Source organism: Blastomonas sp. RAC04 (assembly GCF_001713435.1).
GTDB lineage: Bacteria > Pseudomonadota > Alphaproteobacteria > Sphingomonadales > Sphingomonadaceae > Blastomonas > Blastomonas fulva.
In genome coordinates this window covers 1,267,938-1,293,078 of record NZ_CP016460.1, presented here as the reverse complement: position 1 = coordinate 1,293,078, position 25,141 = coordinate 1,267,938, and the positions used below count along the sequence as shown (strand labels likewise).

At 65.3% G+C, this 25,141-nt stretch carries 21 protein-coding genes and 1 tRNA gene; 14 read left to right on the top strand and 8 right to left on the bottom strand.

Annotated elements, in window-relative coordinates; translation table 11 throughout:
• Positions 1–17 precede the first annotated feature (17 nt).
• Positions 18–92, bottom strand: a tRNA-Glu gene (locus tag BSY18_RS07245).
• A 75-nt stretch (positions 93–167) separates the two neighbouring features.
• Entirely contained in the window at positions 168–1,952 is a 1,785-nt protein-coding gene (gene recJ / locus BSY18_RS07240; protein ID WP_069050144.1) for a single-stranded-DNA-specific exonuclease RecJ, read from the bottom strand.
• 212 nt (positions 1,953–2,164) lie between these two features.
• On the opposite strand from recJ, the gene BSY18_RS07235 reads away from it, so the two are divergent.
• The 3 genes from BSY18_RS07235 (at position 2,165) to BSY18_RS07225 (ending at position 5,778) form a co-directional block, all read left to right on the top strand.
• A complete protein-coding gene (locus BSY18_RS07235) occupies positions 2,165–2,659 on the top strand; it encodes a flavodoxin family protein (protein ID WP_069051769.1) in 495 nt (164 codons plus the stop codon).
• A 180-nt stretch (positions 2,660–2,839) separates the two neighbouring features.
• On the top strand, positions 2,840–4,774 hold the full coding sequence (locus BSY18_RS07230) for a prolyl oligopeptidase family serine peptidase (protein ID WP_069050143.1): 1,935 nt from the start codon (positions 2,840–2,842) through the stop codon (positions 4,772–4,774).
• Positions 4,771–5,778, top strand: coding sequence for a histone deacetylase family protein (locus tag BSY18_RS07225; RefSeq protein ID WP_069050142.1), 1,008 nt, complete (start codon positions 4,771–4,773; stop codon positions 5,776–5,778). The genes BSY18_RS07230 and BSY18_RS07225 overlap by 4 nt, the downstream gene beginning before the upstream one ends.
• A 22-nt stretch (positions 5,779–5,800) precedes the next feature.
• Here the strand turns inward: BSY18_RS07225 and BSY18_RS07220 are convergent, their stop codons facing one another.
• Positions 5,801–7,054 carry a dihydroorotase gene (locus tag BSY18_RS07220; RefSeq protein ID WP_069050141.1) on the bottom strand — a complete coding sequence of 418 codons (1,254 nt, stop codon included), beginning with the start codon at positions 7,052–7,054 and terminating at the stop codon, positions 5,801–5,803.
• A complete protein-coding gene (locus BSY18_RS07215; protein ID WP_054135970.1) occupies positions 7,051–8,055 on the bottom strand; it encodes an aspartate carbamoyltransferase catalytic subunit in 1,005 nt (334 codons plus the stop codon). The genes BSY18_RS07220 and BSY18_RS07215 overlap by 4 nt, the downstream gene beginning before the upstream one ends.
• A gap of 141 nt (positions 8,056–8,196) precedes the next feature.
• Between BSY18_RS07215 and BSY18_RS07210 the strand changes: the two genes are divergently transcribed.
• The 11 genes from BSY18_RS07210 to BSY18_RS07160 all read left to right on the top strand — a co-directional run bounded on the left by BSY18_RS07210 (position 8,197) and on the right by BSY18_RS07160 (position 17,797).
• Positions 8,197–9,114, top strand: coding sequence for an SMP-30/gluconolactonase/LRE family protein (locus BSY18_RS07210; protein ID WP_069050140.1), 918 nt, complete (start codon positions 8,197–8,199; stop codon positions 9,112–9,114).
• Positions 9,115–9,245: 131 nt separating this feature from the next.
• Complete coding sequence (locus tag BSY18_RS07205; RefSeq protein WP_236823470.1) at positions 9,246–10,349, top strand: DUF2855 family protein; 1,104 nt, start codon at positions 9,246–9,248, stop codon at positions 10,347–10,349.
• Complete coding sequence (locus BSY18_RS07200; protein ID WP_069050138.1) at positions 10,346–11,005, top strand: HAD-IA family hydrolase; 660 nt, start codon at positions 10,346–10,348, stop codon at positions 11,003–11,005. Before BSY18_RS07205 ends, BSY18_RS07200 begins: the two co-directional genes overlap by 4 nt.
• Positions 11,002–11,922, top strand: a complete 921-nt coding sequence (locus BSY18_RS07195; RefSeq protein WP_069050137.1) for a cyanophycinase — start codon at positions 11,002–11,004, stop codon at positions 11,920–11,922. Before BSY18_RS07200 ends, BSY18_RS07195 begins: the two co-directional genes overlap by 4 nt.
• Positions 11,923–11,928: 6 nt before the next feature.
• The gene (locus BSY18_RS07190; protein WP_069050136.1) at positions 11,929–12,891 is read left to right on the top strand and encodes a metal-dependent hydrolase; all 963 of its coding nucleotides are present in this window, start codon (positions 11,929–11,931) and stop codon (positions 12,889–12,891) included.
• Positions 12,888–14,282: a cryptochrome/photolyase family protein gene (locus tag BSY18_RS07185; RefSeq protein WP_069050135.1), complete on the top strand. Its 1,395-nt coding sequence runs from the start codon at positions 12,888–12,890 to the stop codon at positions 14,280–14,282. The genes BSY18_RS07190 and BSY18_RS07185 overlap by 4 nt, the downstream gene beginning before the upstream one ends.
• A 25-nt stretch (positions 14,283–14,307) precedes the next feature.
• Positions 14,308–15,495 (top strand): serine hydrolase domain-containing protein, encoded by a 1,188-nt coding sequence (locus tag BSY18_RS07180; RefSeq protein WP_069050134.1) that lies wholly within the window; start codon positions 14,308–14,310, stop codon positions 15,493–15,495.
• Positions 15,496–15,504: 9 nt separating this feature from the next.
• Positions 15,505–16,026, top strand: a complete 522-nt coding sequence (locus BSY18_RS07175; protein ID WP_069050133.1) for a prolyl-tRNA synthetase associated domain-containing protein — start codon at positions 15,505–15,507, stop codon at positions 16,024–16,026.
• Between the two features lie 39 nt (positions 16,027–16,065).
• On the top strand, positions 16,066–17,076 hold the full coding sequence (moaA, locus tag BSY18_RS07170) for a GTP 3',8-cyclase MoaA (RefSeq protein ID WP_069050132.1): 1,011 nt from the start codon (positions 16,066–16,068) through the stop codon (positions 17,074–17,076).
• A 9-nt stretch (positions 17,077–17,085) separates the two neighbouring features.
• Entirely contained in the window at positions 17,086–17,334 is a 249-nt protein-coding gene (locus tag BSY18_RS07165; RefSeq protein WP_069050131.1) for a MoaD/ThiS family protein, read from the top strand.
• Position 17,335: 1 nt separating this feature from the next.
• On the top strand, positions 17,336–17,797 hold the full coding sequence (locus BSY18_RS07160) for a molybdenum cofactor biosynthesis protein MoaE (protein ID WP_069050130.1): 462 nt from the start codon (positions 17,336–17,338) through the stop codon (positions 17,795–17,797).
• A 17-nt stretch (positions 17,798–17,814) separates the two neighbouring features.
• Here the strand turns inward: BSY18_RS07160 and BSY18_RS07155 are convergent, their stop codons facing one another.
• The 4 genes from BSY18_RS07155 to BSY18_RS07140 all read right to left on the bottom strand — a co-directional run bounded on the left by BSY18_RS07155 (position 17,815) and on the right by BSY18_RS07140 (position 24,898).
• The gene (locus BSY18_RS07155; protein ID WP_069050129.1) at positions 17,815–19,866 is read right to left on the bottom strand and encodes a GMC family oxidoreductase N-terminal domain-containing protein; all 2,052 of its coding nucleotides are present in this window, start codon (positions 19,864–19,866) and stop codon (positions 17,815–17,817) included.
• 77 nt (positions 19,867–19,943) lie between these two features.
• On the bottom strand, positions 19,944–20,672 hold the full coding sequence (locus tag BSY18_RS07150) for a metallophosphoesterase family protein (protein WP_069050128.1): 729 nt from the start codon (positions 20,670–20,672) through the stop codon (positions 19,944–19,946).
• Positions 20,669–21,505 (bottom strand): diacylglycerol/lipid kinase family protein, encoded by an 837-nt coding sequence (locus BSY18_RS07145; RefSeq protein ID WP_069050127.1) that lies wholly within the window; start codon positions 21,503–21,505, stop codon positions 20,669–20,671. Before BSY18_RS07145 ends, BSY18_RS07150 begins: the two co-directional genes overlap by 4 nt.
• A gap of 96 nt (positions 21,506–21,601) precedes the next feature.
• Complete coding sequence (locus BSY18_RS07140) at positions 21,602–24,898, bottom strand: TonB-dependent receptor domain-containing protein (protein WP_069050126.1); 3,297 nt, start codon at positions 24,896–24,898, stop codon at positions 21,602–21,604.
• Positions 24,899–25,141: the final 243 nt, after the last annotated feature.

Sequence of the window (25,141 nt, the reverse complement as noted above, 5' to 3'; positions counted from 1 at the left end):
CGACATCCTCAAAAGGATGGTGACCCCTACGGGAATCGAACCCGTGTTTCAGCCGTGAAAGGGCCGCGTCCTAACCGCTAGACGAAGGGGCCATCTTCGCGGGAAGCGCCCCATTAGGGATTCGCGGCTGGGCAGTCAAGCGCGCTATTTCTCTTTTCGCAGCTTTTTCAAAGATCGACTGCGGCAAGGTCGTCAACGTGCATTTCTGCGGCGTGATTGCCGTTCCAGTTGTCGATCTTGACGCGCCCCGCCAGCCAGAAGCGTCGGTCGCGCGGCGCGCCCAGCAGCGCCTGGCCCAGCGGGGTATCGACGCTGCGAAACGCCATCGCCTTGAACGATGCGCCGTCATCGCCCGCCGCGATCGCGCGGACGTGCGTCGTGCCCACGACATCGCAGCGCACGATTCGCACCGGGCCGGTTGCAAGCCGCGGCGCGGGCCAGCCCATGCCATAGGGGCCTGCGCTCTCCATCCGATCGATGAGGTCCGGCGTCAGTCCGCGCGGAGCGACCAGCGCATCGACCAGCAGCCGCGCCGCTCCCGATGCGGCAGCGACCCTCGCTGCCAGATGCTCCTCCAGAAACTCGCTGAACCGGTCGATTTTGTCGGCGTTGATCGTCAGCCCTGCCGCCATCGCATGGCCGCCGCCTGCCACGAGCAACCCGGCATCCTTGGCCGCGATAATCGCCGCGCCCAGATCGACGCCCGGGATCGAGCGGCCCGAGCCCTTGCCGATGCCCTTGTCGTCCAGCGCGATCACCAGCGAGGGTTTGCCCGTCCGCTCCTTGATCCGGCCTGCGACGATACCGATCACGCCCGCGTGCCAGCCCTGGCCAGCAAGCAGCGCCACCGCCCGGTTGTGCTGCCCGGCGAGAAGCGCCTCGGCCTCCTCCTGCACCATTGCCTCGATCGCGCGGCGTTCCTCGTTGAGGCGCGAGAGCTGGGCTGCGATATCGCTGGCTTCCGCCTCGTCCTGCGTGGTGAGCAACCGCACGCCAAGGTCCGCCGCACCGACACGTCCGCCCGCATTGATTCGCGGGCCGAGTGCAAAGCCCAGGTCCGAACACACCGGCACGCGGGTGAGGCGGCTGACATCGATCAGTGCGGCCATGCCGATATTGCGCCGCCGCGCCATGATCTTGAGCCCCTGCGCGACAAAGGCGCGGTTCAGGCCCTTGAGCTGGGCGACATCGGCAACGGTGCCCAGCGCCACCAGATCGAGCAACTCCATCAGCGCAGGTTCGCTGCGGCTGGCGAAATAACCCTGGGCGCGCAGGGTGCGCACCAGCGCTGCGCCGAGCAGGAAGGCGACGCCGACCGCAGCAAGATGGCCGTGCGCGGCCGCCTCGTCGTCTTCGTCGAGCCGGTTGGGATTGACCAGCGCAAAGGCGCGCGGAAGCTCGGCAGCGCATTTGTGGTGATCGACCACCACGACATCGACCCCGACGTCGTGCGCCATCTGCAGTGCCTCATAGGCCATTGCGCCGCAATCGACGGTGACGATGAGGGTGGAGCCCGCCTCGGCGAGGCTGGTAAGCGCTGCGCCCGAGGGGCCATAGCCTTCCATCAGCCGGTCGGGAATATAGGCGCCGGCATCAAGGCCGAGGTCGCGCAGCAGGCGGATCAGCAACGCGGCGCTGGTTGCGCCATCAACGTCATAGTCGCCATAGATGGTGACCTTTTCGCGCGCGATCACCGCCTGCGCCAACCGGTCGGCGGCGCTGTCCATGTCGCGGAAGATCGACGGGTCGGGCATGAAGCCACGGATGGTCGGTGCGCGATAGCGGTCGAGATCGTCGCGCGGCACGCCCCGGCTGAGCAGCAGCAAAGCGACCAGATCGTCGGGCTCGAGATCGGCCTGGCGCCGATCGCCTTCTGCGCCGCGCCAGTGCCAGGGCTGGCCGGTCAGCGACTGGGTGATGCCGAGAACGGGTTCGGGATGGAGTGTGGCCATCGGTGGCGGTTTCCTAAAAAGTCGGTCGTTCAGCCGGCGCTCTTGCGGCGAAAACGGGAACCCGGGGCGGGTGCAGTGCCATCACGCATCCGGGCTCCGGCGGTGGCCGGAGAGCGACAGGGATGCCCCGGGGTCTAGCGCTGCTGCAACGATTTGGCGAGGTCTAACGAAAACGGGTGGACCCTGTTCTGCGGGTGTCTAAACCAGACATGATGACCGACACCCCGACCCTGCTGATCGTCTGGCACAGCCGTACCGGCGCGGCAAAGGCGATGGCGCAGGCCGCTTTCGAGGCGGCAGCGGGCGAGTGTACGGCGCGGATGCTCGCCGCCGACGATGTACAGCCCGAAGACATGCTCTGGGCCACAGGCTATCTGTTCGTGTGCCCCGAAAATCTCGCCAGCATGACCGGGGCGATGAAGGAGTTCTTCGATCGCCATTATTATCCTGTGCTGGGGCGGATCGAGGGGCGGCCCTATGCGGCGATGGTTGCCGCAGGATCGGATGGGCAGGGCGCGGTGCGGCAGATCGAGCGGATCGCGACCGGCTGGCGGCTGAAGCGGATTGCAGACAGCCTGATCATCTGCACCCATGCTCAAAGCCCGGAAGCAATCGCCGCGCCCAAGCTGCTGGGTGCGGGTGAGCTTGCGCCGTGCGGTGAACTGGGCGCGATGCTCGGCGCGGGGTTGGCCATGGGGATATTTTGACACTAAGACCCTGAAAATCCTCCCCGAAACGGGGAGGGGCCCGCGAAGCGGCGGAGGGGAAGCGGGGTTGTGCGCCCCTGTGATCTGTGTACGATCCCGCCTCCCCTCGGTCGGTCCTGCGGACTGCCACCTCCCCGGTCCGGGTGAGGATCATCGAGTGTGTTTTCTTAGGAGTGTCGCATGCTTTACCGTTCGTCCTTGCTGGCCTTTGCCGCATTGATCGCTGTCCCCGCCACCGCGCAGCAGGCGCCGGTCGAGACCCGGCAGGTGGGCACCGCGCGGCTGGAGAACGTGCCGGAAATCCCGCAGGACATCCGCGAGGCGGTGCAGCGCTATCAGAACTATCGCGAGGCGCGGTTCCAGGACTGGCTGCCTGATGGATCGATGCTGATCACCACCCGGTTCGGATCGACCTTTCAGGTGCATCACGTTACCGCTCCCGGCGCGGCGCGGCGTCAGTTGACCTATTTCAACGAACCCGTCGGCGGGGCCAAGGCGGTGCCCGGCCAGAGCCGTTTCCTGCTCACCCGCGACACCGGCGGAGACGAATGGTTCCAGCTGTTCGTGCGCGATCTCGATGGCGTGGCGCAGTCGCTGACCGAGCCGGTAACGCGCAACCAGTCGCCGGTGTTCGCCAAGGATGGCAGCCTTTTGGTCTGGTCGCGCGCCACCAAGGGATCGGCCGATTATGCGATCATGGCCGCCGATCCTGCCGATCCCAAGAGCCGCCGACTGGTGTGGCAGGGGACAGGTGCGGTCGGGCCGCAGGATATCAGCGCGGACAAGGCGACCGTGCTGCTGGGCAAGGGTATCTCCAACCGCGAAAACCAGCTGATGCTGCTCGATATGGCGAGCGGCAAGGTCACCCCGCTCGAATTCTCGGTCAAGGCCAAGGCGCGGTTCGAGGAGGCGCGTTTTGTCGATGGCGGCAAGGCGATCCTTGCGATCACCAACGCGGGCGGCGACTTCCGTCGGCTGGTCAGGATCGACATCGCGTCGGGACAGATGGCCCAGCTTTCGGACAAGGTGAACTGGGACGTCGAGGCCTACGACCTTTCGCCCGATGGCAGGACCCTGGCCTACACGATCAACGAGGACGGCTTCTCGCGCGTGCTGATCTCGTCGCTGACCACCCCGCAGGCAATCTCTTCGCCCGAGCTGCCGCGCGGCGTCATCAGCGCGCTCGAATTCTCCCCCGATGGCGGCAAGCTTGCGATCGGGCTGACCAATGCCACCACCGCAGGCGATGTGTGGGATATCGATCTGGGGACCGGCGCGGTCACCCGCTGGACGCAGTCCGAAGCGGGCGAACTCGATCCGGCAAGACTGGTCGAGCCCGAGCTGATCCGGTTCAAGAGCTTCGACGGGCTGTCGGTCCCCGCCTTCGTCTACCGCCCAAAGAACGCAGCAGCCGATGCAAAGCTTCCGGTGATCATCGACATCCATGGCGGACCCGAGGCGCAGACTCGCCCCTCATGGAACCCCGGCGCGCAATATTTCGCCGATGTTCTGGGCGCGGTGGTGATCCTGCCCAATGTGCGTGGGTCGGACGGCTATGGCACCAAGTACCTCAATCTCGACAACGGACCCTTGCGCGAAGACAGCGTCAAGGACATTGGATCGCTGATCGACTGGGCAGGCAAGCAGCCGGGAATGGATGCCCGGCGCATCGCGGTCTATGGCCAGTCCTATGGCGGATACATGTCGCTTGCAGCCATGACCTTCTATTCGGACCGGCTGGTCGGCGGGGTCGAGCGCTATGGCATCAGCGATTTCATCAGCTTCATGGCGAACACCGAGGCCTATCGCCGCGACAACCGCCGCGCCGAATATGGCGACGAGCGTGACCCCAAGATGCGCGCCGTGTTCGAGCGGATCGCGCCGCTCAAGAACGTGGCCAAGATCACCAAGCCAATGCTGGTGATGCAGGGGGCGAACGACCCGCGGGTTCCGCAGTCCGAATCCGATCAGGTGGTAGCAGCCCTGCGCGGCAACGGGGTGCAGACCTGGTACGTGCTCTATGCCGATGAGGGGCATGGCTTCCTCAAGAAAGCCAACAACGATCTGCGCCGCGAGGTCGAGACGGTGTTCCTCAAGCAACTGTTCGCGCAATGAAGACGTTCTTCGACGCGCGGCAGCACGACCATGCGCCCGCGATGGAATTGCACAATGGCGCCTATGTGCCCTATGCCGAGCATCGCGGGCGAATGGAGAATGTGCTGGCGACGCTGTCCCAAGTGGGGGCTCCGCGCGACCATGGCATGGAGCCTATCCGGCGGGTGCATAGGGACAATTATCTCGCCTTCCTGCAAAGCGCGCACGAACGCTGGGTGGCCGCGGGGCGCAACGGCGATGCGCATGGCTATGCCTGGCCGGTGGTGGGACGGCGCCCGCTCAACCTGAACCGGATCGATGCGGATCTTGGCCAGTTCAGCTTCGATGCTTCAAGCCCGATTTCGGCAGGCACCTGGACCAGCGCCTATTGGGGCGCGCAATCCGCGCTGGCGGCCACCGAGGCGGTGCTGGGCGGTGAGCGCGCGGCCTTCGCGTTGTGCCGTCCTCCAGGGCACCATTGCGGCGCGGATTATCTCGGCGGATACTGCTTCCTCAACAATGTCGCGATCTCGACCGAGGCGGCGATCGCGGCGGGCAAGCGGCGGATTGCGATCCTCGATGTCGATTACCACCACGGCAACGGCACGCAGGACATCTTCTACGAACGCGGCGACGTGCTATTCGTCTCGGTTCATGCCGATCCGGCGACCGACTATCCGTTCTTCTGGGGCCATGCCGACGAACGCGGCAAGGGCGCGGGCGAGGGCGCGACGCTCAACCTGCCGCTGCCGCGCGGGAGCGGGCTGGAGGCGTATCGTGCCGCGCTCGACACCGGGCTGGCTGCGATCCGCGATTTCGGTGCGGACATGCTGTGCGTATCGTTCGGCGCAGATACCTTTGCCGGCGATCCGATCTCGCAGTTCGCACTGCAGACGGCGGATTATACGCCGATCGCCCGCTCGATTGCCGACCTGGACCTTCCCACGGTGATCGTGATGGAAGGCGGCTATGCCGTCGATGCGCTGGGCGCAAACGTCGCGGCGTTTCTGGCGGGGTTCGACTGACTGGGTGAGGCCCTGGGCCGGCTTAACCCTTCATCTGATCGACCAGTCGCCCGCCCTTGAACAAGGCGACGCAGCGTCCTTGGACCGGCAGGCGGTCGAACGGGGTGTTGCCCGCGCTCGCCGCCATCTTGGCAGAATCGACCTGCCAGGGGCGGTCGGCGTCGACCACCACCACGTCGGCCTCGTAGCCGGTGCGCAGCGCGCCGGCCTGAACCCCGAGGATGCGCGCGGGATTCGCCGCGATCAGATCGAACAGCCGCTCGGTGCTGATCACGCCGTCACGCACCAGCCCCAGCGACAACGGCAGCAGCGTTTCCGCGCCGGCCATGCCCGGCTGCGAATCGGCGAAGGGAAGGCGCTTGTCCTCCGGCCCGCGCGGATCATGGCCCGAGGCGATGACATCCAGCGTGCCATCGCCGACGGCGGCGATCGCGGCCTGGCGATCATCCTCGCAGCGCAGCGGCGGCGACAGCCGCGCAAAGGTACGGAAGCCGCCCAGTGCGACATCGGAGAGGAAAAGATGCGCAGGCGTGATCCCGGCGGTTACCGGTAGCCCTTCGGCCTTGGCGGCACGGATCAGCGCAAGGCCTGCGCGCGTAGTCACCTGGCGGAAATGCACCCGCGCCCCGGTCATCCGCACCAGCGACAGATCGCGCGCGATCGCAATACTCTCGGCCTCTGATGGCGCCTGGGGCAGACCCAGCCGGGTCGCCATTTCGCCTGCGGTGGCGACGGCGTTGCCCGACAGGCCATGGTCCTGGCTGTGGACGATCAGCGGCAGGTCGAGCATCGCACAATATTGCATCAGCCGATGCATAACGCCGGTATCGACGATCCAGCGTCGCCCGGTGGCAACCGCGCGTGCGCCTGCCTCCTTCATCAGCCCTATCTCGGCCATCTCGCTTCCCGCAAGGTCGCGGGTTGCTGCTGCGAGCGGGTGCACCCAGAAATCGGGCTTGCCCGAATAGGCGGCAAAGCGCACCCGCGCCGGGTGGTCGAGCGGCGGGCTCTGGTCGGGCATCAGCGCAGCGCGGCTGATCCCGCCAAAATGGAACGCGGGCGGATCGATCGCGAACACGCCCAGATCCACGAGGCCCGGTGCGATCAGCGCGCCCCTGGCATCGTGCACGGAATCTTCGGACCCGGGCGTCACGTCGCCGATCTCGGCAATCCTGTCGCCGATGATGCGCAGCGCGCCTGGCACAGGCTCAGCCTGGCCCGGCAACACCAGACGGCCGTTGGTGATTGTCAGCGGGCGGGTGGGAAGCTTGCTCATGCCCAGCCCTCCACGCCGCGGCGCCTGCGGGTGAGCACGTCAAGGCACGCCATCCGCATCGCCACCCCCATTTCGACCTGATCGGTAATCGCGGATCGCTCGACATTGTCGGCGATATGGCTGTCGATCTCCACCCCGCGATTCATCGGGCCCGGGTGCATCACCAGCGCATCGGGTCTGGCCAGCGCCAGCCGCACGTCGGTCAGCCCGTACAGATGGCGGAACTCGCGCGGGGAGGGGATGAACTGCCCTTGCATGCGTTCGTTCTGCAGCCGCAGCATCATCACTACGTCAGCGCCATCGAGCGCCTCGGCAAAATCGCGGCAGGGGGTGCCGCCCATCGATTCGACCGCAGGCGGCATCAGCGCGGGCGGCCCTGCGACGCGGACCTCGGCGCCCAAAGTGGAGAGGCAGATCATGTTCGACCGCGCCACCCGGCTGTGGAGGATATCGCCGCAGATCGCGACGCGCAGGCCCGCGATCTGCCCCTTGCGGCGGCGGATGGTCAGCGCATCGAGCAGCGCCTGGGTCGGGTGTTCGTGCGTGCCGTCGCCGGCATTGAGCACAGGACAGCCGACCTTGTCCGCGATCAGCTGCACCGCGCCCGAGCTGCCGTGGCGGATGACGATGGCATCGGCGCGCATCGCATTGAGCGTCACCGCGGTGTCGATCAGCGTCTCGCCCTTCTTCACGCTCGATTGCGCGGCGTGCATGTTGACGACATCGGCGCCCAGCCGCTTGCCGGCGATCTCGAACGACAGCAATGTGCGGGTGGAGTTCTCGAAAAAGGCGTTGATCAGCGTCAGCCCCGCCAGCCGGTCGTCGTGCTTGCTGGCCTGGCGGTTCATGTCCACCCACTGCTCGGCCTCGTCGAGCAGGAACTCGATTTCCCATGGCTGCAGCCCGGCAATGCCGAGCAGATGCCGGTGCGGAAAGGCCATGCTGCCGGGCGGATAATCGCTGGCCGGGCGGCGGGCGGAGCTGTTTTCTGGCGATGTCATCAAAGCCAAGCGTCTAGGAGCGAATCGTGATTGGCTCAAGCGTCGTTTTCATGGCAGCCACCCCCCGTTTGCAGGGTGGACAGGTGCGGCTGCAGCCGCAATGATAAGCACTGACAAGAATGTAAGCGGGAGGGATTCTGGATGGAGCTGGTAACCGAAGGCTTGCGCTTTCCCGAAGGCCCGGTGGCGATGCCCGACGGCAGCGTGGTGCTTGTCGAGATCGAGCGCGGCTGTGTCACCCGCGTGCTCCCCGATGGCTCGCAACAGGTGATCGCCGAGCTTGGCGGAGGACCGAACGGCGCGGCGATCGGCCCCGATGGCAGGCTGTATGTCTGCAACAATGGCGGCTTCGATTATATCGAACGCGCAGGTCTGCTGGTGCCGCACGGCCAGGCATCCGATTATTCCGGGGGCCGGATCGAGCGGGTCGATCTTGAAACCGGAGCAGTGGAGACGCTGTACCGTGATGGCGATTTCGGCTGCACGCTTCGCGGCCCCAACGATATCGTGTTCGACGATGCAGGCGGCTTCTGGTTTACCGATCACGGCAAGACCCGCGAGCGCGAGCGCGACGTCACCGGCGTTTTCTATGCCAAGGCCGATGGCTCGCTGCTCAAGGAAGTGATCTTCCCGATGGAGAACCCCAACGGCATCGGCCTCTCGCCCGATGGCAAACGGCTCTATGTCGCGGAAACCTACACCTGCAAGCTGTGGGCGTATGACGTTGCCGGTCCGGGCGAGATCGCTTTCAGCCAGGGGCTGCTCGGGCCAAGCGGGACGTTTCTGTACAGCCCGCCGGGTTATACCTTTTTCGATTCGCTGGCGGTCGATGGTGCGGGCAATGTCTGCGTCGCGACGATCGGGCAGAGCGGCATCTCGGTGGTTTCGTCCGACGGCCAACTTATCGAATTCGTCGCGACCGATGATCCGTTCACCACCAACATCTGCTTTGGCGGGCCCGACCTTAAGACCGCGTGGATCACGCTGTCGGGCACCGGGCGGCTGGTGAAGATGGACTGGCCGCGCGGCGGGGCGAAGCTGAATTATCTGAATGTCTGATAATGTTTTCACCTTCGTCATTCCCGCAAACGCGGGAATCCCGCTACTGCGCTGAAGGTAGCCAGAAAGCGGGACCCCCGCCTTCGCGGGGGTGACGGACACTTGAGATGCTGGAACGAGGAACCAAAACCGTGACCGACCAACGCTGGGCCATCGACATCGACCACGATCAGATCGCCAATGCGCAGATCGTCGCCGCGCCTGAGCCCGAGCTGCCCGAAGGTGCGATCGAGGTGACGATCGACCTCTACGCCATGACCGCCAACAACGTTACCTACGCGGTGTTCGGCAAGCCGCTCGGCCTGTTCGGCAATGATCAGGGCTATTGGGACTTCTTCGCAGAGCGGGACGCACCCGGACGTCTGCCGGTCTGGGGGTTTGCCACGGTCAGCCGCAGCCATCACGAGGGCGTGCCTGTAGGCACCCGGCTTTACGGCTATTTCCCGATGGCGAGCCATGCCGTGCTGATGCCGGGCAGGGTTGGTCCGCACGGTTTCACCGACATGACCCCGCGCCGCACCACGCTGCCGGTGATCTACAACCAGTATCAGCGGATCGATGCTCTGGGCGATTATCGCGCGCAGGATCATGATTACTGGCCTGTGTTCCGCCCGCTGTTCCTGACTGGCTGGCTGATCGCCGATCTGCTGGAGGACGAGAGTGACTATGGCGCGCAGCAGGTGCTGGTCGCCAGCGCATCGAGCAAGACTGCGATCGGGCTCGCTTATGCCCTCGGCCAGCGCTCGGCGCGGCCCCGGATCGTGGGACTGACCAGCGCGGGCAATGCCGCCTATGTCGGATCGCTGGGGCTCTATGACGAGGTAGTCACCTATGACGCCATCGGAGCGATGGATGCGGGCAAGACCAGCGCGATGGTCGACATGGCCGGCAATGCGCAGGTCGCCGCCAGCGTGCACAACCATTTCGGCGATGCGCTCAAGGCCTCGATCGTCGTCGGCAAATCGCACTGGGATTCGGCCGATGATGGCACGGCGATGGCAGGGCCCGCGCGGCAGATGTTCTTTGCGCCCGGGCGCAGCGAAAAGCGGATCGGCGAATGGGGGCCGGACAAGTTCCGGCAGAAGCTCGAGGCCGCGTGGCTGGGCTTTGCCGATCTGGCGCCGCGGCTGCTGGGCATCGAGAAGCGCGCTGGCGCCGATGCCGCGCTGGCCGCCTATCGCGAGACAGTCGAAGGCAAGGCCGATGCCAAGACGGGGCTGGTCATCACCCCATGACGTTTTCCGCCGTGATTTTCGATTTCGGCGGGGTGATCACCTCGTCGCCCTTCGAGGCGTTCAACCGGCTGGAGGCCGAGCGCGGGCTGCCACGCGACTGCATCCGCAGGATCAACGCCACCGATCCCGATCACAACGCCTGGGCGCGGTTCGAGCGCGCGGAGATCGATGCGTCTGCCTTCGATACCGCCTTTGCTGCCGAAGCCGCTGCGCTGGGGCTGGAGATCAGCGGCGCAGATGTCATCTCGTGTCTGGCGGGCGATGTCCGCCCACGCATGGTCGCCGCGCTCGATGCCCTCAAGGGTGCAGGGTATTCGCTCGGTTGCATCACCAACAACGTGCGCGCAGGCAAAGGGTCGGCGATGGTGTTCGATGATTCGCGCGCCGCTCAGATCGCAGCGATCATGGCGCGCTTCGACCATGTCATCGAAAGCAGCAAGGCGGGCGTGCGCAAGCCCGATCCGCGTATCTATGCGATGATGTGCGACGCACTGGAGGTTGCGCCCAAGGCCTGCATCTATCTCGATGACCTTGGAGTGAACTGCAAACCCGCAGCCGCGATGGGCATGGCCGCGATCAAGGTGACAGGCGAGACGCAGGCACTGGCCGATCTGCGCGCGCTGCTCGGTTTGCCCGGCGATTGGCCACGCGCATGATGCGGCCTCTGGTCGCGCTGCTGGCGTTGTGCGCGGCTCCGGCACTCGCCGATCCGGGGACGGTTGTCGCCGTGGGCGGCGCGCTCGAGGATGACAACGCGGCGTTGTTTCGTGCGCTGGTCGATGCGATGCCCGCCGATGCGCCCGGGATTGTCGTCATCCCTGCAGCGTCGGGGTCGGCGGGAGGATCGGCGTCGCGCTTTGCCGATGCGCTCGCCCGGCATGGCGTCGCGCGCGACAGGGTCGATCTGGCGCAGGTCGCAATGGTCGACGATCCCGAAACCCCGGATGCCGACGAATCCCTTTGGCGCGATGGCGGCAGCAATCCCGCCGAGATCGCCAGGATAGAGCGTGCCGGGCTCATCTGGTTTGCAGGCGGCGATCAGGCGCGGATCATGGCGACACTGGTAAGGCCCGATGGCAGCGACACGCCAATGCTCGCCGTCATTCGCCAGCGACTGGCCGCTGGCGCAGTCATCGGCGGCACCAGCGCAGGCGCAGCGGTGCTGGGCGAGCACATGATCGGTTGCGGCAGCCCCGATGTCGCGCTTGTCGCGCCGGTCTCGCGCAATCTGGCCGACTGTGCCACCACCGAAGAAGGCGCGACCGGTGCGCCTCTGGTGCTGGCCCAGGGCTTGGGCTTCCTCCCAGGCATCGTGTTCGACCAGCATTTCAGCCAGCGCGGCCGCCTGACGCGGCTAGTGCGCGCAGTCGCATGTATCGACGCGGAGGCGGTGACCGGAATCGGCGTGGACGAGGACACCGGCTTTGTCTTCGGGCTGGGCCGCGAAACCGGCCATGCGGTGGGCAAGGGCACGATCACGCTGGTCGACCCGTCCGACGGGCGCAAGACCTGTGATGGTGCGGTAATGGACAATGTCCGCCTCGCCCGCATTCCCGCCCGCACCGGAAACTGAACGGCCATGGACAATTTCACCCACGGCCTCGCCGGATGGGCGCTGGGGCAGGCCGGGCTCAAGCGGATGACCGGGCTTGCGGTGCCGACGCTGATCATCGGCGCGAACCTGCCGGATATCGATGCGGTGCTGAGCGTGCTGGGTACCCAGTCACTGGCGCTGCGGCGTGGCCTCACCCATGGGCCGATCGCCCTGCTGATCCTGCCGCTGCTGCTCACCGCCGCGATGGTCGGCTTCGAGCGCTGGCAGGTGCGGCGGCGCAAGCGGCCAAGGTCGCGATTGCCGGTGCGACCGGTGCCGCTGCTGATCCTCGCCTATATCGGAACGCTGTCGCACCCCGCGCTCGACTACATGAACAATTATGGCATCCGCCTGCTCGAGCCGTTCTCGCCTCGCTGGTTCCACGGCGATACGCTGTTTATCATCGATGCTGTGCTGTGGACCATCCTGCCGTTGGGCATCTGGGCCTCGCGGCGCAGGGAGGCGGCGGGACGGAACGGCTGGGAGCGTCCGGCGCAGGCGGTGCTGGCGCTGGCGCTGGTCTATATCGCAGGCAATTTCACGCTCTCGGCCAAGGCGGAGGCGGACACCGCGCAGGCCATCCGCAGGCAGCGCGGGATCACGCCCGATCTGGTTATCGCCAATGCGGTTCCGGTGCGCTTCTGGCATCGCGACATGCTGTGGCGCGGCGATGATCTGATCGGCAGGGGCGCGTACAGCGCATTGGGCGCGCCCGCGCTCAGCCTGCAGGCCGGGCAGGCTGCGACCAACATGGCAAGCCCCTGGGTCGCGCGCGCGGCGGCGCAAAACTCTGATGCGCGGGCCTTTTTGTTCTGGGCGCGGATCCCATATGCCAGGCTGACCAATATCCCGGGGGGCAAAAGAGTGACCTTGCGCGACGCACGTTTTGACAGTTCGCCGATTGCCGACCGGTTCACCGTGGTCGTCGATGTGAAGGGCAGGCCATGACCCGCCCCGCGATTGTCTGGCTGCGCCGCGACCTCAGGCTCGCCGATCAGGCAGCGTTCGTGGCGGCGGCAAGTGCGGGGCCGGTGATCCCCGTTTATGTCCTCGACGACGACACACCCAGGCACCGCAAGATGGGCGGGGCATCGCGCTGGTGGCTGCACCACAGCCTTGCCGCGCTTGATGCGGATCTGCGCAAGCTGGGCTCGCGGCTGGTGCTGCGCCGGGGCGCTGCTGCCGATGTGCTGGCCGAACTGGCGCGCGAGACCGGTGCGGCATCGGTGCACTGCGTGCGGCACTACGAACCCTGGTGGCGCAATGCCGAAAAGGCGCTGAAAGAGGCGCTGCCCGATGATTGCGCGCTCGAGCGGCATCACGGCAACTATCTGATGCCGCCCGGATCGGTGACCACCGGCAGCGGCCAGCCCTACAAGATCTACACGCCGTTCTGGCGCGCGCTGGCGCAGCACATGCCCCCGCCTGAGCCGCTGCCCGCTCCGAAGTCGCTCGACGCGCCCAAGGCCTGGCCGAAAAGCGATGAACTTGCAGACTGGAAGCTGCTGCCGACCAAGCCCGATTGGGCAACGGGTTTTGCCGAGGAATGGACACCCGGCGAGTCGGGGGCGGCCAAACGCGTGGATGCCTTTGTCGACAAGGCCAGGCATTACGAAGACCGCCGCAACCTGCCCTCGATCGAGGGAACCTCGCGCCTGTCGCCACACCTGCATTTCGGCGAGATTTCGCCTGCGACCGTCTGGCACGCGACGATGGAAGCGGGCGGATCGGTCGAGACATTCCTCAAGGAACTGGTCTGGCGCGACTATGGGCAGAACGTGATTGCGCAATACCCCGATTACGGCAGGGCCAACGCGCGCGAACCGTTCGATGCGTTCCCCTGGCGCGATGCCGATGACCCCGAGGTTCGCCGCGAGGTCGATGCCTGGCAGCAGGGCCGCACCGGCTATCCGCTGGTCGATGCCGGAATGCGCCAGCTCTGGGCGACAGGCTGGATGCACAACCGCGTGCGGATGGTCGCGGCCTCGTTCCTGATCAAGCATCTGCTGGTCGACTGGCGCGTGGGCGAGACGTGGTTTTGGGATACGCTGGTCGATGCCGATTACGGTTCGAACGCCACCAACTGGCAGTGGACCGCTGGCACCGGCGTTGATTCGAACATGTTCGTCCGCATCATGGCGCCGCTGACCCAGTCGGAAAAGTTCGATGCCGCAGGCTATATCCGCCAGTGGGTACCCGAGCTTGCCGATCTTTCCGACAGCGCCATCCATGATCCGGAAGCAGCGGGCAAGTTCGTCAAGGGCTATCCCAGGAAGATCATCGCGCATAAACAGGCGCGCGAGCGCGCGCTGGCGGCGTATGCGGCGATGAAATCATGAAAGACATAAAAGAGGAGACAGGGTGATGCGGGTTTGGACGAGTTTTGCAGCGGCGTGTGCGCTGGCGGTGGGCGCAGGATCGATTGCGGTTGCCAAGGAATCTGCCCCGGCGGTCAAGGCGATCCAGCAGATGAGCCCCGCCGAGATGGAGCGGGTGCGCACTGCGGGCGCGCAGATCCTGTTCTGGTCCGACGCGCAGCGCTCGGCCAATTTCCGCAGCATGGAGGCGCAGTTCCCCGGCACCACCGCCAAGGCAGGAACGCCGCGAGCGCTGCCCAAGGGTGCGGCGCTTCCCGTGAGCGATGCCGAGATCGAGGCCTTCATGACCGCGCAGAATGTCGCCGGGCTGATGGTGATCCAGGACGGCAAGGTGCGGCTGGAGCGCTACGGCCTGGGGCTGGGCGCGCAGGATCGCTGGACCAGTTTTTCGGTCGCCAAGTCGTTTACCTCGACGCTGGTCGGCGCTGCGGTCAAGGATGGCCTGATCACCTCGGTCGACGATCCGGTGACCAAGTATGTCCCCGAGCTCAAGGGCAGCGGCTATGACGGGGTGTCGGTCAAGCAGATCCTGACGATGACCTCGGGGGTCAAATGGAACGAGGATTACACCGATCCCAACAGCGATGTCGTCAAGATGCTCTCGGTTGCGGTGAAGCCCGGCGAGGATCCCAACAGCGCATACATGAAGACGCTGCCGCGCGAGGCCGAACCTGGAACCAAATGGGTTTACAAGACTGGTGAAACCAACCTCATCGGCGTGATCGTCCAGCGCGCCACCGGCAAGACGCTGACCGAATATGCCGAAGAGAAGATCGTCAAGCCTGCGGGCTTCGAGGGCGATCTGTTCTGGATGGTCGATTCCGCCGGGCAGAATGTCGGCGGATGCTGCCTCTCGATCCGGCTGGCGGACTATGCCCGCATGGGTCTGTTCGCGATGGAAGGCGGCGCAGGCCAGGTGCCCGAGGGCTGGTTTGCCGAAGCCGGCAAGGAACAGGCGCCGATCGGCCTGCCGGGCTTTGGCTATGGCTATCAATGGTGGACCTATCCCGGCGGCGCCTGGGGCGGACAGGGTATCTTCGGCCAGGCGATCCTGATCGTGCCGGAAAAGAAGCTGGTCATCGCGGTGGTCAGCAACTGGCCCAAGGCGAGCGGGGCAGATCTGCGTATCCCGCAGCTGCAGTTCTTTCAGCAGCTTGCCATGGCGGCGGATTGATCAGGACCGATGACCGACGACAGCCGCCTGCACAAGGAACTGACCGCCGCCGGGATCGCGTTCGATCAGGTCGAGCATGAAGCCGTCTTCACCGTGCTGGAAAGCAGCGCGGTGGAGCGGCTGGTGCCCGGTGCGCACACCAAGAACCTGTTCCTGAAGGACGCGGGCGGGCAGTTCTATCTGGTGACGGTGCTAGCCGAAAAGCAGGTCGATCTGGGCGCGCTCAGGCATATGGTGGGGGCAGGGCGATTCAGCTTCGGCAGCGCGGACGAGATGATCGAGCTTCTGGGGATCACCCCGGGCTCGGTGACGCCGCTTGCCGTATTGAACGACGCGCGCGGGCGGGTGCAGCTGGTGCTCGACGAGGTGCTTGCGGCGCAGCCCCGCGTCAATGTCCACCCCTTGCGCAACACCGCGACTTTGGGGCTATCGGGGCTGGATCTGGTGCGGCTGCTGGTGCGCTGGCGGCATGCGCCACTGATCGTTCCTGTCCCCAACAAGGCCCCGGCGCCCGAGCAATCCCAAAATTGAGGGTGGGCGCTGGCCGATGCTTGCTGTAGTCCTCACTGAATGACCCTGGTAACCGCCCGTCCGCTGATCGACAGCTTTTCGCGCACGATCAGCTATGTCCGCCTTTCGGTGACCGATCGCTGCGACCTGCGCTGCTCCTATTGCATGCCCGAGCGGATGCAGTTCCTGCCCAAGGCTGAAGTGCTGAGCCTTGAGGAGCTGCACCGGCTGGGCCTAGCCTTCATCGCGCGCGGCGTGCGCAAGATCCGGCTGACCGGGGGCGAGCCTCTGGTGCGGCGCGACCTGATGACGCTGATCGGGAAGCTGGGTCGCGAGCTGGGCAACGGGCTTGACGAACTGACGCTCACCACCAACGGGACGCAACTCAAGCAGCATGCGGGCGCTCTAGTGGATGCCGGGGTCCGCCGGATCAACATCTCGCTCGATACGCTCCAGCCCGATCTGTTCGCGAAACTCACCCGCCGCGATGCGCTGGCACAGGTGCTCGAAGGCATCGATGCGGCCGACCGTGCGGGGCTGAAGATCAAGCTCAACACCGTAGCGCTCAAGGGTCTGAACGAAGAGGAGCTGCCCGCGCTGATCGGCTGGGCGCACGGCCGCGGCTTCGATGTCACGCTGATCGAGGTCATGCCGCTGGGCGAGGTCGAGGAAGACCGGTTCGACCATTACCTGCCGCTCACTGCGGTGCGCGACCGGCTGGAACAGGATTGGACGCTGCAGCAGAGCCCGCACGACAGCGGCGGCCCTGCGCGCTATGTCGATATCGCCGAAACCGGCGGGCGGCTGGGCTTCATCACCCCGCTGACCAACAATTTCTGCGCCAACTGCAACCGCGTGCGCGTTACCGCGACGGGGCAGATCTTCATGTGCCTCGGCCAGAACGACCAGGTCGATCTGCGCGCCGCGATGCGTGGTCCGGACAGCGAGGCGGCGCTCGATGCCGCGCTGGATCGCGCAATCGCAAGAAAGCCCGAGCGGCATGATTTCCACATCGATGCCCCCGGCGCGGCACCCGCGCTGGCGCGGCATATGTCGATGACCGGCGGCTGAGCGCGGACCATGGCACAATTGCTGTTCTTTGGCCGTCTGGGTGATCTGGCCGGCGGGACCGAGCGGATGCTGGGCCTGAGCGAGCCGCAGGCGATTGCCGATCTGATCGGCATTCTCGGGCAGAGCGACGACCTGCTGGGCAGCGCGCTCGCCGAACCGCGCATCCGCTATGCAATCAACGGCGCGATCGTCGATGCCGATGCGCTGGTCGAGGACGAAGACGAGCTGGCGTTCCTGCCGCCCGTCAGCGGGGGCTGACATGCGCTGCGACATCCGCCTCCTGAGCGAGGGCTTCGATCCGGAGGCCGAAGTGGCGGCGTTCCGCGCGTCGCTGGACGCTTCGGGCGCGATGGTCAGCTTCACCGGTATGGTGCGGCCATCGGGCACCGATGGCGCGGTGAGCGCGCTTTGCCTGCAGCATTATCCCGGGATGACCGAGCGCGGCATTGCCGAGGCGGTCCAGGGGGCTGCAAACCGCTGGCCGCTCGAGGCGGTGCTGGTGATCCACCGGGTGGGCGAGATGGCACCGCGTGATCCGATCGTTCTGGTCGCCACCGCCAGCGCGCACCGCCGAGCGGCTTTCGAGGCTGCCGATTTCCTGATGGATTTCCTCAAGAGCCGCGCGCTGTTCTGGAAAAGCGAAACCGGGGCTGCGGGCCGCAACTGGATCGAGCCGCGCGACGACGACTATGCCGATGCCGCACGCTGGGACGCGGACTGACAGCAACGCTTGCCGGGTCAGCCGAACACCCGCCTGCCATGAGTCACCCGGTCGGCCATCGCCATGGTGGTCAGCTGCGCGTTGACGCGAATGCAGCTGGGCATCACGCTCGCGTCCGTCACCAGCACGTTGGTGGTGCCGTGCACCCGCTGGTCTAGATCGACCACGCCCTTGGCAGGGTCCGCGTTGATCGCATTGCCGCCATGCGGGTGACTGGAAGACAGCACGACGTCATCGGGTTCCTCGATATGCTTCCAGTAGAATTCGTCGATCTCGGCATCGGTCATGCCTGCCTTCAGCGTCTCGCCGTGCAGCAGCGCGGGGTAGACCTCGATCGCACCCCCCGCAAAGTGTATCTTGGTCAGCATCGACAGCGCGCGGCGAAGCACGGCAAGATCGGTCGGCTTGAGCTCGAAACCAAGCTTGCCCTTTTTGATCTCTCCCAGTCGGTCGGCGGGGAATAGCGCGCCTGCCGAAGCCAGCCGGTTGTAGTTGAGCATCCGGCGGAAGTGCTCGTCGAACCAGCCCGGCACCAGCGAAGCCATGCTCATCGGCGGCTGGAAATGGCTCTCGATCAGGAAGTCGCCGCGATCGATGAAGGTCGCCATCTGGTCCTCGTCCCAGGCGTTGACCGGATCGGGCATCAACGCAGGCACAGGGCAGGCGATGTTGAGCGAGATGCCCTTGCCGGTGCCTTCGATGCCGCTCGCTGACAGGATGTTGCTCGATGCGATGGTGCCGGCGGCGACGACCACGCCCTTGGTGACCCTGATCGTCTTGCCGCGGCCATCGGGCAGCATCACCTGCACCGATGTCGCCACGCGCCGTCCGTCTATGGCACGGTCGCCCCAGCCGATCTGCGCGACCTCGGCATGCGCCAGGATGCGCGCCTTGCGTGGCGCGCTGAGTGTCGCGTGCCGCAGGAAGCTTTCCGGCATTGCGCGCTTGCGTCCATAGGGGCAGCCGGTGTTGCAATAGCCGCACGAGACGCAATGATTGGGTTCGGTCTTCTGGCCCCAGTTCTTGCGGAACCATCCCGAGATGGCACGCTGGTCGAGCGGATCGGTGGATCCCGCGCGATAGGCGTTCCACCCATCAAGCAGCCGGGTGCCGTTGTTGCGCCCCAGCCTTCTGTCGATCTCGTGTACGCCCAGCCGCTGCTCGACCCGGCAATAGCTCTCCTCCAGCGCTTGCGGTTCCACGCCCGCGCCCAATGCACGCCACGTCGCCAGCACGTCATTGGCATCGGGATGGGTTTCGCCCTCGCGTTCGAGCCTGAGGCAGATGCCGTTGTTGACCACGGTGGAGCCGCCGACCGTACGCCCCTGAAAGACTATGATGTCGCGGTTGCGCGTTGTCTGGATTGCTCCGTCCTTGAACAGGCTCGAAGACATGTGCGCCTCGTTGGGGGTCATCCGGCTGCTGGGCATGTAAGGACCGGCTTCGACCACAAGGACTTCATAGCCCTGATCGGCAAGGTTCGAGGCAGCGACCGCACCGCCCGCGCCCGAGCCGATCACGATCACCTCGACGCTGTCGGGGATCGCATCTTCGCCAACGAACACCGTGTGAGGAAGGTCGTTGCCGACATGCTCCTCGATCAACGGATCATCGGGGGTCCCTGCACGGGTCCGGTGGCGGGGCAGGGTGAAGCCGATCGCATTGAACACCGGGTTGGCACGATTGGCGTCTTCGGAGGCGGCGTCGCTGGCGTTTTCGTCGTCCTGGTCGAGCCAATGCCCGTAATAGCCCGCATAGACAATGCCGCGGATGCGGGCCATGTCCTGGAACAGATCGATCCGGCTGTTCTTCAGCCGCCGCTCGATCCGCCAGATGCGGAAAGGACGCGGGGCGAAATGCCAGATGGGACCACCCAGTACCACCCAGGTCGCGATCACCGACAGCGCTGTATCGCGCGGCGTGTTGCCTTCGATATTGGCAAAAAGGCGCTGAAGATTGTCGACCACCTGACTGGGGCTGATCGCCATCTGTGCGGGTTGGACAAACAGCGTTTCGGCAAGCCTTCGCCAGATTGCCGCCTCAAACGGATTGAACGGTTTTCTGAGCATGCTGCGAATCCCCCCGGTGTCGGAGGATAAACTAGCAGGGCGAATGTCGATTGTAAGTTTTGGACGATTATCGCGCGTTAATTCATCGTGCAGACCGTGGCGGACAGGCTGCCGCCCTCGACCGTGATGCGGTTGAACGAAGGTCGCGAGGTCCGGACGCGCTCGGACAATGTGCCCGCGCCGATCAGTCTCACCGGCCCATAGGCCGTCGTAACACGCTGGTCGAACGGATCGTGGACATGGCCGGACAGAACGGCATGCGCACCTGCCGCAGCAATGGCCTCCAGCGCCGCGCGGCCGCCCGTGGTGCGCCCGCTGGTGCGGGTGGCAGCCTCGATCAGCGGGTGATGCGTCAGCACGATCCGGCAGGTGTCATCGGGGCCTGCTTCGAGCGATTGCACCGCATTGTGCAGCGCGCGGCTGCCGACCTTGCCCTTGGACCAGTTGAGACGCCATTGCGCGCGCGCAGTGGTGGGGAGCGAGACCAGATGGACGTGATCGATGCTAACGCCATCGTGCAACTGCTCCTGCAGCCGCATCACCCGGCCATAAGGCCGCCATATGCGCCGGACGGGGTTGAAATAGGGCAGGTCGTGGTTGCCGGGCTCGATCAGCACGGGCACGCCCAGTGCGGTCAGCCAGCTTTGCGCCGCGGCGAATTCGCGCGAGCGCGCACGCATGGTCAGATCGCCGGTGATCACCACCGCCTCGGGCGCGTCTTCCTCGACACAGCGCGTGAACCAGTCGAGCGCGGCGCTGTCCTCGGCTCCAAAATGCAGATCGCTGGCGTGGAACAGCAGCGTCATCGGTCGGCAGGTCCTCGTGTATCGATGAAGTTGTGCGGCGCGCGGCCTAGCACCAAGGTATCGCCCGGAGCGCAATCTGCAGGTTCGCCATCGATCAGCAGGCCGATGCTGTCGGCTTCGCTGACCAGCGTCGCGCGGCTCGCCTCGCCCAGATCGACACGGGGTCCATCGCGAAAGTCGCCATCAAGCCAGGCGCCGGCGTGCGCGATCACCTCGCCAATGCTCGATGCGGTAAACCCGCACAGCGCCAGCGTGTTTTCACGCGGCGCCGCGAAGATCGCAGGATAAGTGCCATCGTGGCCCTCGATGCCGACCTGCGGTCCGCTCAGGCTTTCGGATATCGCAGCCGGGATGGTGGTGAACACCAGATCGGCAACGTCGGCATGCCGGGCATTCTCGCGGACCTTGGCCCAGCTCGTGGTGGGGCCTGCGATCACGCCGACATAAGCGATGTTCTCGCCGATCTGGACCGTGTTGAGCCGCCGCGTGTGGCGGTCGCGACAGGCATATGCGATGATATCCTGGCACGAATGCTCGCCATGCAGCGCGCGCGCCAGCAGGTTCATCGTGCCTCCAGGCAGGATCAGAACATCTCCGTCCCAGCCTTGCGCCGCCTTGAGCGCGCTGTTGGTGGTGCCATCGCCCGCATAGATCGCCAGGATCGAAACACCCCCGGCCTCAAGCCGTTCGGGCGTCGGCAGTGTATCGTCGGGGCAGCGGACGACGCAGTCCACCGGCTGTCCGCCATCGGCGAAGCGGGTTACGATATCGGCGATCACGTCAGCATCGTAGCTGCCGCTTGCCTCGTTCACGATGAGCCATGTGCCTGTCATGCGCGCTCAACGCACCAAGGCGCCGAAAGGTGCCACAAAAAAGGGCCGCGCTCCCCAAGGAAACGCGACCCCTTTTTATTCAAGGACTTCAGGCGATCAGAACTTGGCGCCCGCCGCCATGAAGAAGGTGCGGCCGATGCCGCTGACCGGAAAGGCCGAGCTTGCCAGGTACGGTTCGCGGTCGGACACGTTGTTGATGCCCGCGGTGATCGTGAAGTTCTCCGCGACGTCAAAGCTGGCAGCGATGTTATGCAGCCAGTATTCCGGAGCAAAGCCTGCCGGACCGAACTCGGTCTGGATACGCTCAATCTGGATGACCGATGCGGCCGCCTGCTTGCCGACATATTGCAGCGAATAGTTCAGCGTAAACCGTCCGCGGTTGTAGGTCACCGATCCCACGCCCGACCATTCGGGCGCGCCGAGCTCGTTGAGGCCGGGATTTACCAGCGTGGTGTCCACCGGATCGAAGAACCGGTTGACCTTGTCGGTCCAGTTGCCCGCGATGTTGAGAGCAATGTTGCTGCCGCCGATCGAGAAGCGGTAATCGATCGAGGCATCGATCCCTGCGGTTTCGATCTTGCCGAAGTTGAGCTGGGTCTGGCGCAGGAAGTTGAACCCGAAGGTCGTCGGTCCCGAGCCAGGTCCGTTGCGGGTGAACAGGTCGCAGAACTGGTTGGGGAAGGTGGTGTTGTCATAGCAGGTGTTGACGATGTCCTGCGCGGTGACCGCTGCGATCGCATCCTCGATCTTGATCGAGTAGTAATCGACCGACACGGTCAGGCCGGGCAGGAAGCGCGGTTGCAGCACGCCGCCGACGGTAAAGGTCGTGGCGGTTTCCTCGGTCAGGTTGGGATTGCCGCCGCTGGTTCCGGAGAAACGCGCGGTCAGCGGGTCGTTGTAGTTGGCGAGGAAGGTCGTGGGGTTGGCGATCCCCAGCGCGGTGGCCGCCGCGATGCAGTTGGGCAGGCGGTTGGGCGTGGCCGACTGGTTGATCAGATCGCACGGATCTGCCGGACGGAAGGTCGCACCCTGCGCCGGATCGAACAATTCGGCGATATTCGGCGCGCGAATGGCGCGTGAATAGGTGCCGCGGAAGCGGATATCGGGGATCGGTGCCCAGATGCCGTTGACGTTCCAGGTGAACGCGCCGCCGACGGTCGAATAATCCGAATAGCGCGCTGCGCCGCCCACGGTCAGTTCGTGGAAGAACGGCGTGTCCTTGAGAATCGGGATCGAGATTTCACCGAATGCCTCGATCACGTCGAACGAACCACCGGCGTTGAAGGTGCGGGCAGATGCGTCGAACAGCAGCGACTGATTGTCCGAAATATCGCCGATGAACGTACCGGCAGGGCCGGCGGGCGAGCCTTCGGGCAGCACGCCGAGCTCGAGATCGCTGAACCGTGAACGCGACTTTTCCTTGCGGTATTCGCCGCCGACCGCGAACTGGATCGCACCGCCGGGCAGGTTGAAGAAGCCGCCGGTATCGCCGCTGACGATGCCAGTGAACACGATCTGCTCAAGCCGGAACCGGTCGGTGGTCGGCGTGGTGATGAAGTTCACCGCTTCTGCGCTCACCGAATTCTGGCCTGCCAGAATGTTGGCGGGGCGGCACTGGCCATCGCCGGGGCGGAAGGTGAAGAAGCCGGGCGCGATCACCGGGAAGATTTCGCTGCCCGGATGCGGCACGCCGCTGATGTCCGAGCGGCAGATCGGCTGGCCATTGGGCCCGCGCACCACGTCGATCGCGGCGAACAGTCGGTCGTACCGGACCGAGTTGCCTTGGGTCACCTGGCTGTCGGTGCGGCCATAGTTGCCGACCAGCTCATACTTCAGGTGATCGGTAATATCGCCGGTGAGGCCGCCAACGATGCGGTAGGTTTCGCGCTTGGCCCGCTGGATGTTGGGACCAAGGTCGAGGAAGTCACGGCTGACGCGCAGGCCGCCCGCCTGGTTCGCATCCGCTTGCAGCACCGCAGGGATGAACGGGTTGTCGGGGAAGATCAGCAGGCTGTCGTAGAAGGTGTTGTAGTTGTTGCGCGAAACCGAGGTGTTGCGCGCATATTTGGCGTCGATGAACACGTTGGCCGCAGGCGAAAACTCATAGTTCGCGCGCAGGTTGGCAAAGATGCGCTCGCTTTCCGGGATCAGCGAGGAATCGTTGGTGCGTTCGACCGCACCATCGCCACCGAACTGGTTGGATCCGGTCGAGATCACACCGTCTTCGAAGATCTTCACGCCGCCGCCGGGGGTGGAGACATAGCAGCCGCCGCCGCCAAAGCCGGTGAGGCCGATATAGCTCTCGCGGCAGTCGTTGACGCCGTTGCGGTTGATGTCGGCGTTGAAGAAGCCGAAATCGTTGCGGAAGATCAGGCCCTGGCCCGAGCTGATCGCGAACTTGGGATCGCGGCCGATGACGAACAACGGTGCGGTCGCCGCGCGGTCGATCAGCGCCTGCTCAGCTGCGGTCGGCGTGCGACCGGGGAACTGGGTGGCGAACTGGGCTGCAGTGGGGATGGCGAAGCCGATCGGGAAGCGCCCGGCGGCCTGCGAGAAGCGCGATGCGAAGTTGGGGGTCGCAGCGGCGCTGATATCGCCGCGCTGGAAGCGACGGTCGGGGTTGGCGTACGTGGTGCTGTTGTTGCCGCGGCCGTTGTCGCGGGTGAAGTCGCGCTGGCCGAACAGCACTTCCAGTTCCTTGGTATAGCCGGCCGAGAAGGTGATGTTGCCGCGACCGTCGCCGAAATTGTGGCCGATGGTGCCGTCCAGCCGGTAGCTGCCGCCTGCGCCCTGCGATGCCATGTTGACAAAGCCGTCGAGCGCAATGCCCTCGAAATCCTTTTTGAGCACATAGTTGACCACGCCGGTGACAGCGTCTGCGCCATAGATCGCCGATGCGCCGCCGGTGAGGACCTCGACGCGCTCGATCAGCGCTGCCGGGATGGTCGACACGTCAACGGTCTGCTGGCCGGCGACGCCCGAAACGTGGCGATAGCCGTCCACGACCACCAGCGTGCGGTTGGAGCCAAGCTGGCGAAGGTTGAGCGTTGCCTGGCCGATGCCGCCGCCGCCGCGCTCGATCGAATCCGCGACGGTGCCAGAGGAGATCAGTGCGGGAATTTGACGCAGCGTTGCCGTGGGGTCGGAGTTGCCCGCTGCAGCGAGCGCCTCTGCAGTCACGGTGCTGATCGGCAACGGTGCTGTGGCATTTGCGTCACGAGACAGGCGGCTGCCGGTGACCACGATGGTGCCTTCAGTGGCTTCTGCGGTCGCTTCGACCTGTTCCTGCACATCCTGCGCGAATGCGGCAGGGCTGACCAGGCCGCTGATCGCCAGCGCGGTCGCCATCGCCGGAAGAGAGACGAAATTCGAATGTAGATTTGCTTTTGACATGAATACCCCCAAGCCATTTTACAGGCGAGATCGCACACCGAACCATATCGGTGCGTGCATATTTCCGGGCGCTGAAAGCGCCTGGCCCTGTTCCCCTGCCAGGTCCCGGCGTCGTTCTGTGGCGCGCCGAAGTCCCTGTTTATGTTGCAAGGCTATTCGCCCTCGCCACCAAGTTGCAACATTCGCTTCATAGGAGGTTCATCTTTCTGCGAGGTTGTGACAATGGAGCAACAGCGCCCCGGT

Coding starts and splice junctions, on each gene's coding strand:
- BSY18_RS07220 (WP_069050141.1), bottom strand. CDS start 7,054: ATGAGCAAGCTTCCCACCCGCCCGCTGACAATCACCAACGGCCGTCTG.
- BSY18_RS07165 (WP_069050131.1), top strand. CDS start 17,086: ATGGCACAATTGCTGTTCTTTGGCCGTCTGGGTGATCTGGCCGGCGGG.
- BSY18_RS07230 (WP_069050143.1), top strand. CDS start 2,840: ATGCTTTACCGTTCGTCCTTGCTGGCCTTTGCCGCATTGATCGCTGTC.
- BSY18_RS07215 (WP_054135970.1), bottom strand. CDS start 8,055: ATGACATCGCCAGAAAACAGCTCCGCCCGCCGCCCGGCCAGCGATTAT.
- BSY18_RS07190 (WP_069050136.1), top strand. CDS start 11,929: ATGGACAATTTCACCCACGGCCTCGCCGGATGGGCGCTGGGGCAGGCC.
- BSY18_RS07200 (WP_069050138.1), top strand. CDS start 10,346: ATGACGTTTTCCGCCGTGATTTTCGATTTCGGCGGGGTGATCACCTCG.
- BSY18_RS07140 (WP_069050126.1), bottom strand. CDS start 24,898: ATGTCAAAAGCAAATCTACATTCGAATTTCGTCTCTCTTCCGGCGATG.
- BSY18_RS07225 (WP_069050142.1), top strand. CDS start 4,771: ATGAAGACGTTCTTCGACGCGCGGCAGCACGACCATGCGCCCGCGATG.
- BSY18_RS07195 (WP_069050137.1), top strand. CDS start 11,002: ATGATGCGGCCTCTGGTCGCGCTGCTGGCGTTGTGCGCGGCTCCGGCA.
- BSY18_RS07235 (WP_069051769.1), top strand. CDS start 2,165: ATGACCGACACCCCGACCCTGCTGATCGTCTGGCACAGCCGTACCGGC.
- BSY18_RS07180 (WP_069050134.1), top strand. CDS start 14,308: ATGCGGGTTTGGACGAGTTTTGCAGCGGCGTGTGCGCTGGCGGTGGGC.
- BSY18_RS07175 (WP_069050133.1), top strand. CDS start 15,505: ATGACCGACGACAGCCGCCTGCACAAGGAACTGACCGCCGCCGGGATC.
- BSY18_RS07150 (WP_069050128.1), bottom strand. CDS start 20,672: ATGACGCTGCTGTTCCACGCCAGCGATCTGCATTTTGGAGCCGAGGAC.
- BSY18_RS07160 (WP_069050130.1), top strand. CDS start 17,336: ATGCGCTGCGACATCCGCCTCCTGAGCGAGGGCTTCGATCCGGAGGCC.
- recJ (WP_069050144.1), bottom strand. CDS start 1,952: ATGGCCACACTCCATCCCGAACCCGTTCTCGGCATCACCCAGTCGCTG.
- BSY18_RS07145 (WP_069050127.1), bottom strand. CDS start 21,505: ATGACAGGCACATGGCTCATCGTGAACGAGGCAAGCGGCAGCTACGAT.
- BSY18_RS07155 (WP_069050129.1), bottom strand. CDS start 19,866: ATGCTCAGAAAACCGTTCAATCCGTTTGAGGCGGCAATCTGGCGAAGG.
- BSY18_RS07210 (WP_069050140.1), top strand. CDS start 8,197: ATGGAGCTGGTAACCGAAGGCTTGCGCTTTCCCGAAGGCCCGGTGGCG.
- moaA (WP_069050132.1), top strand. CDS start 16,066: ATGACCCTGGTAACCGCCCGTCCGCTGATCGACAGCTTTTCGCGCACG.
- BSY18_RS07185 (WP_069050135.1), top strand. CDS start 12,888: ATGACCCGCCCCGCGATTGTCTGGCTGCGCCGCGACCTCAGGCTCGCC.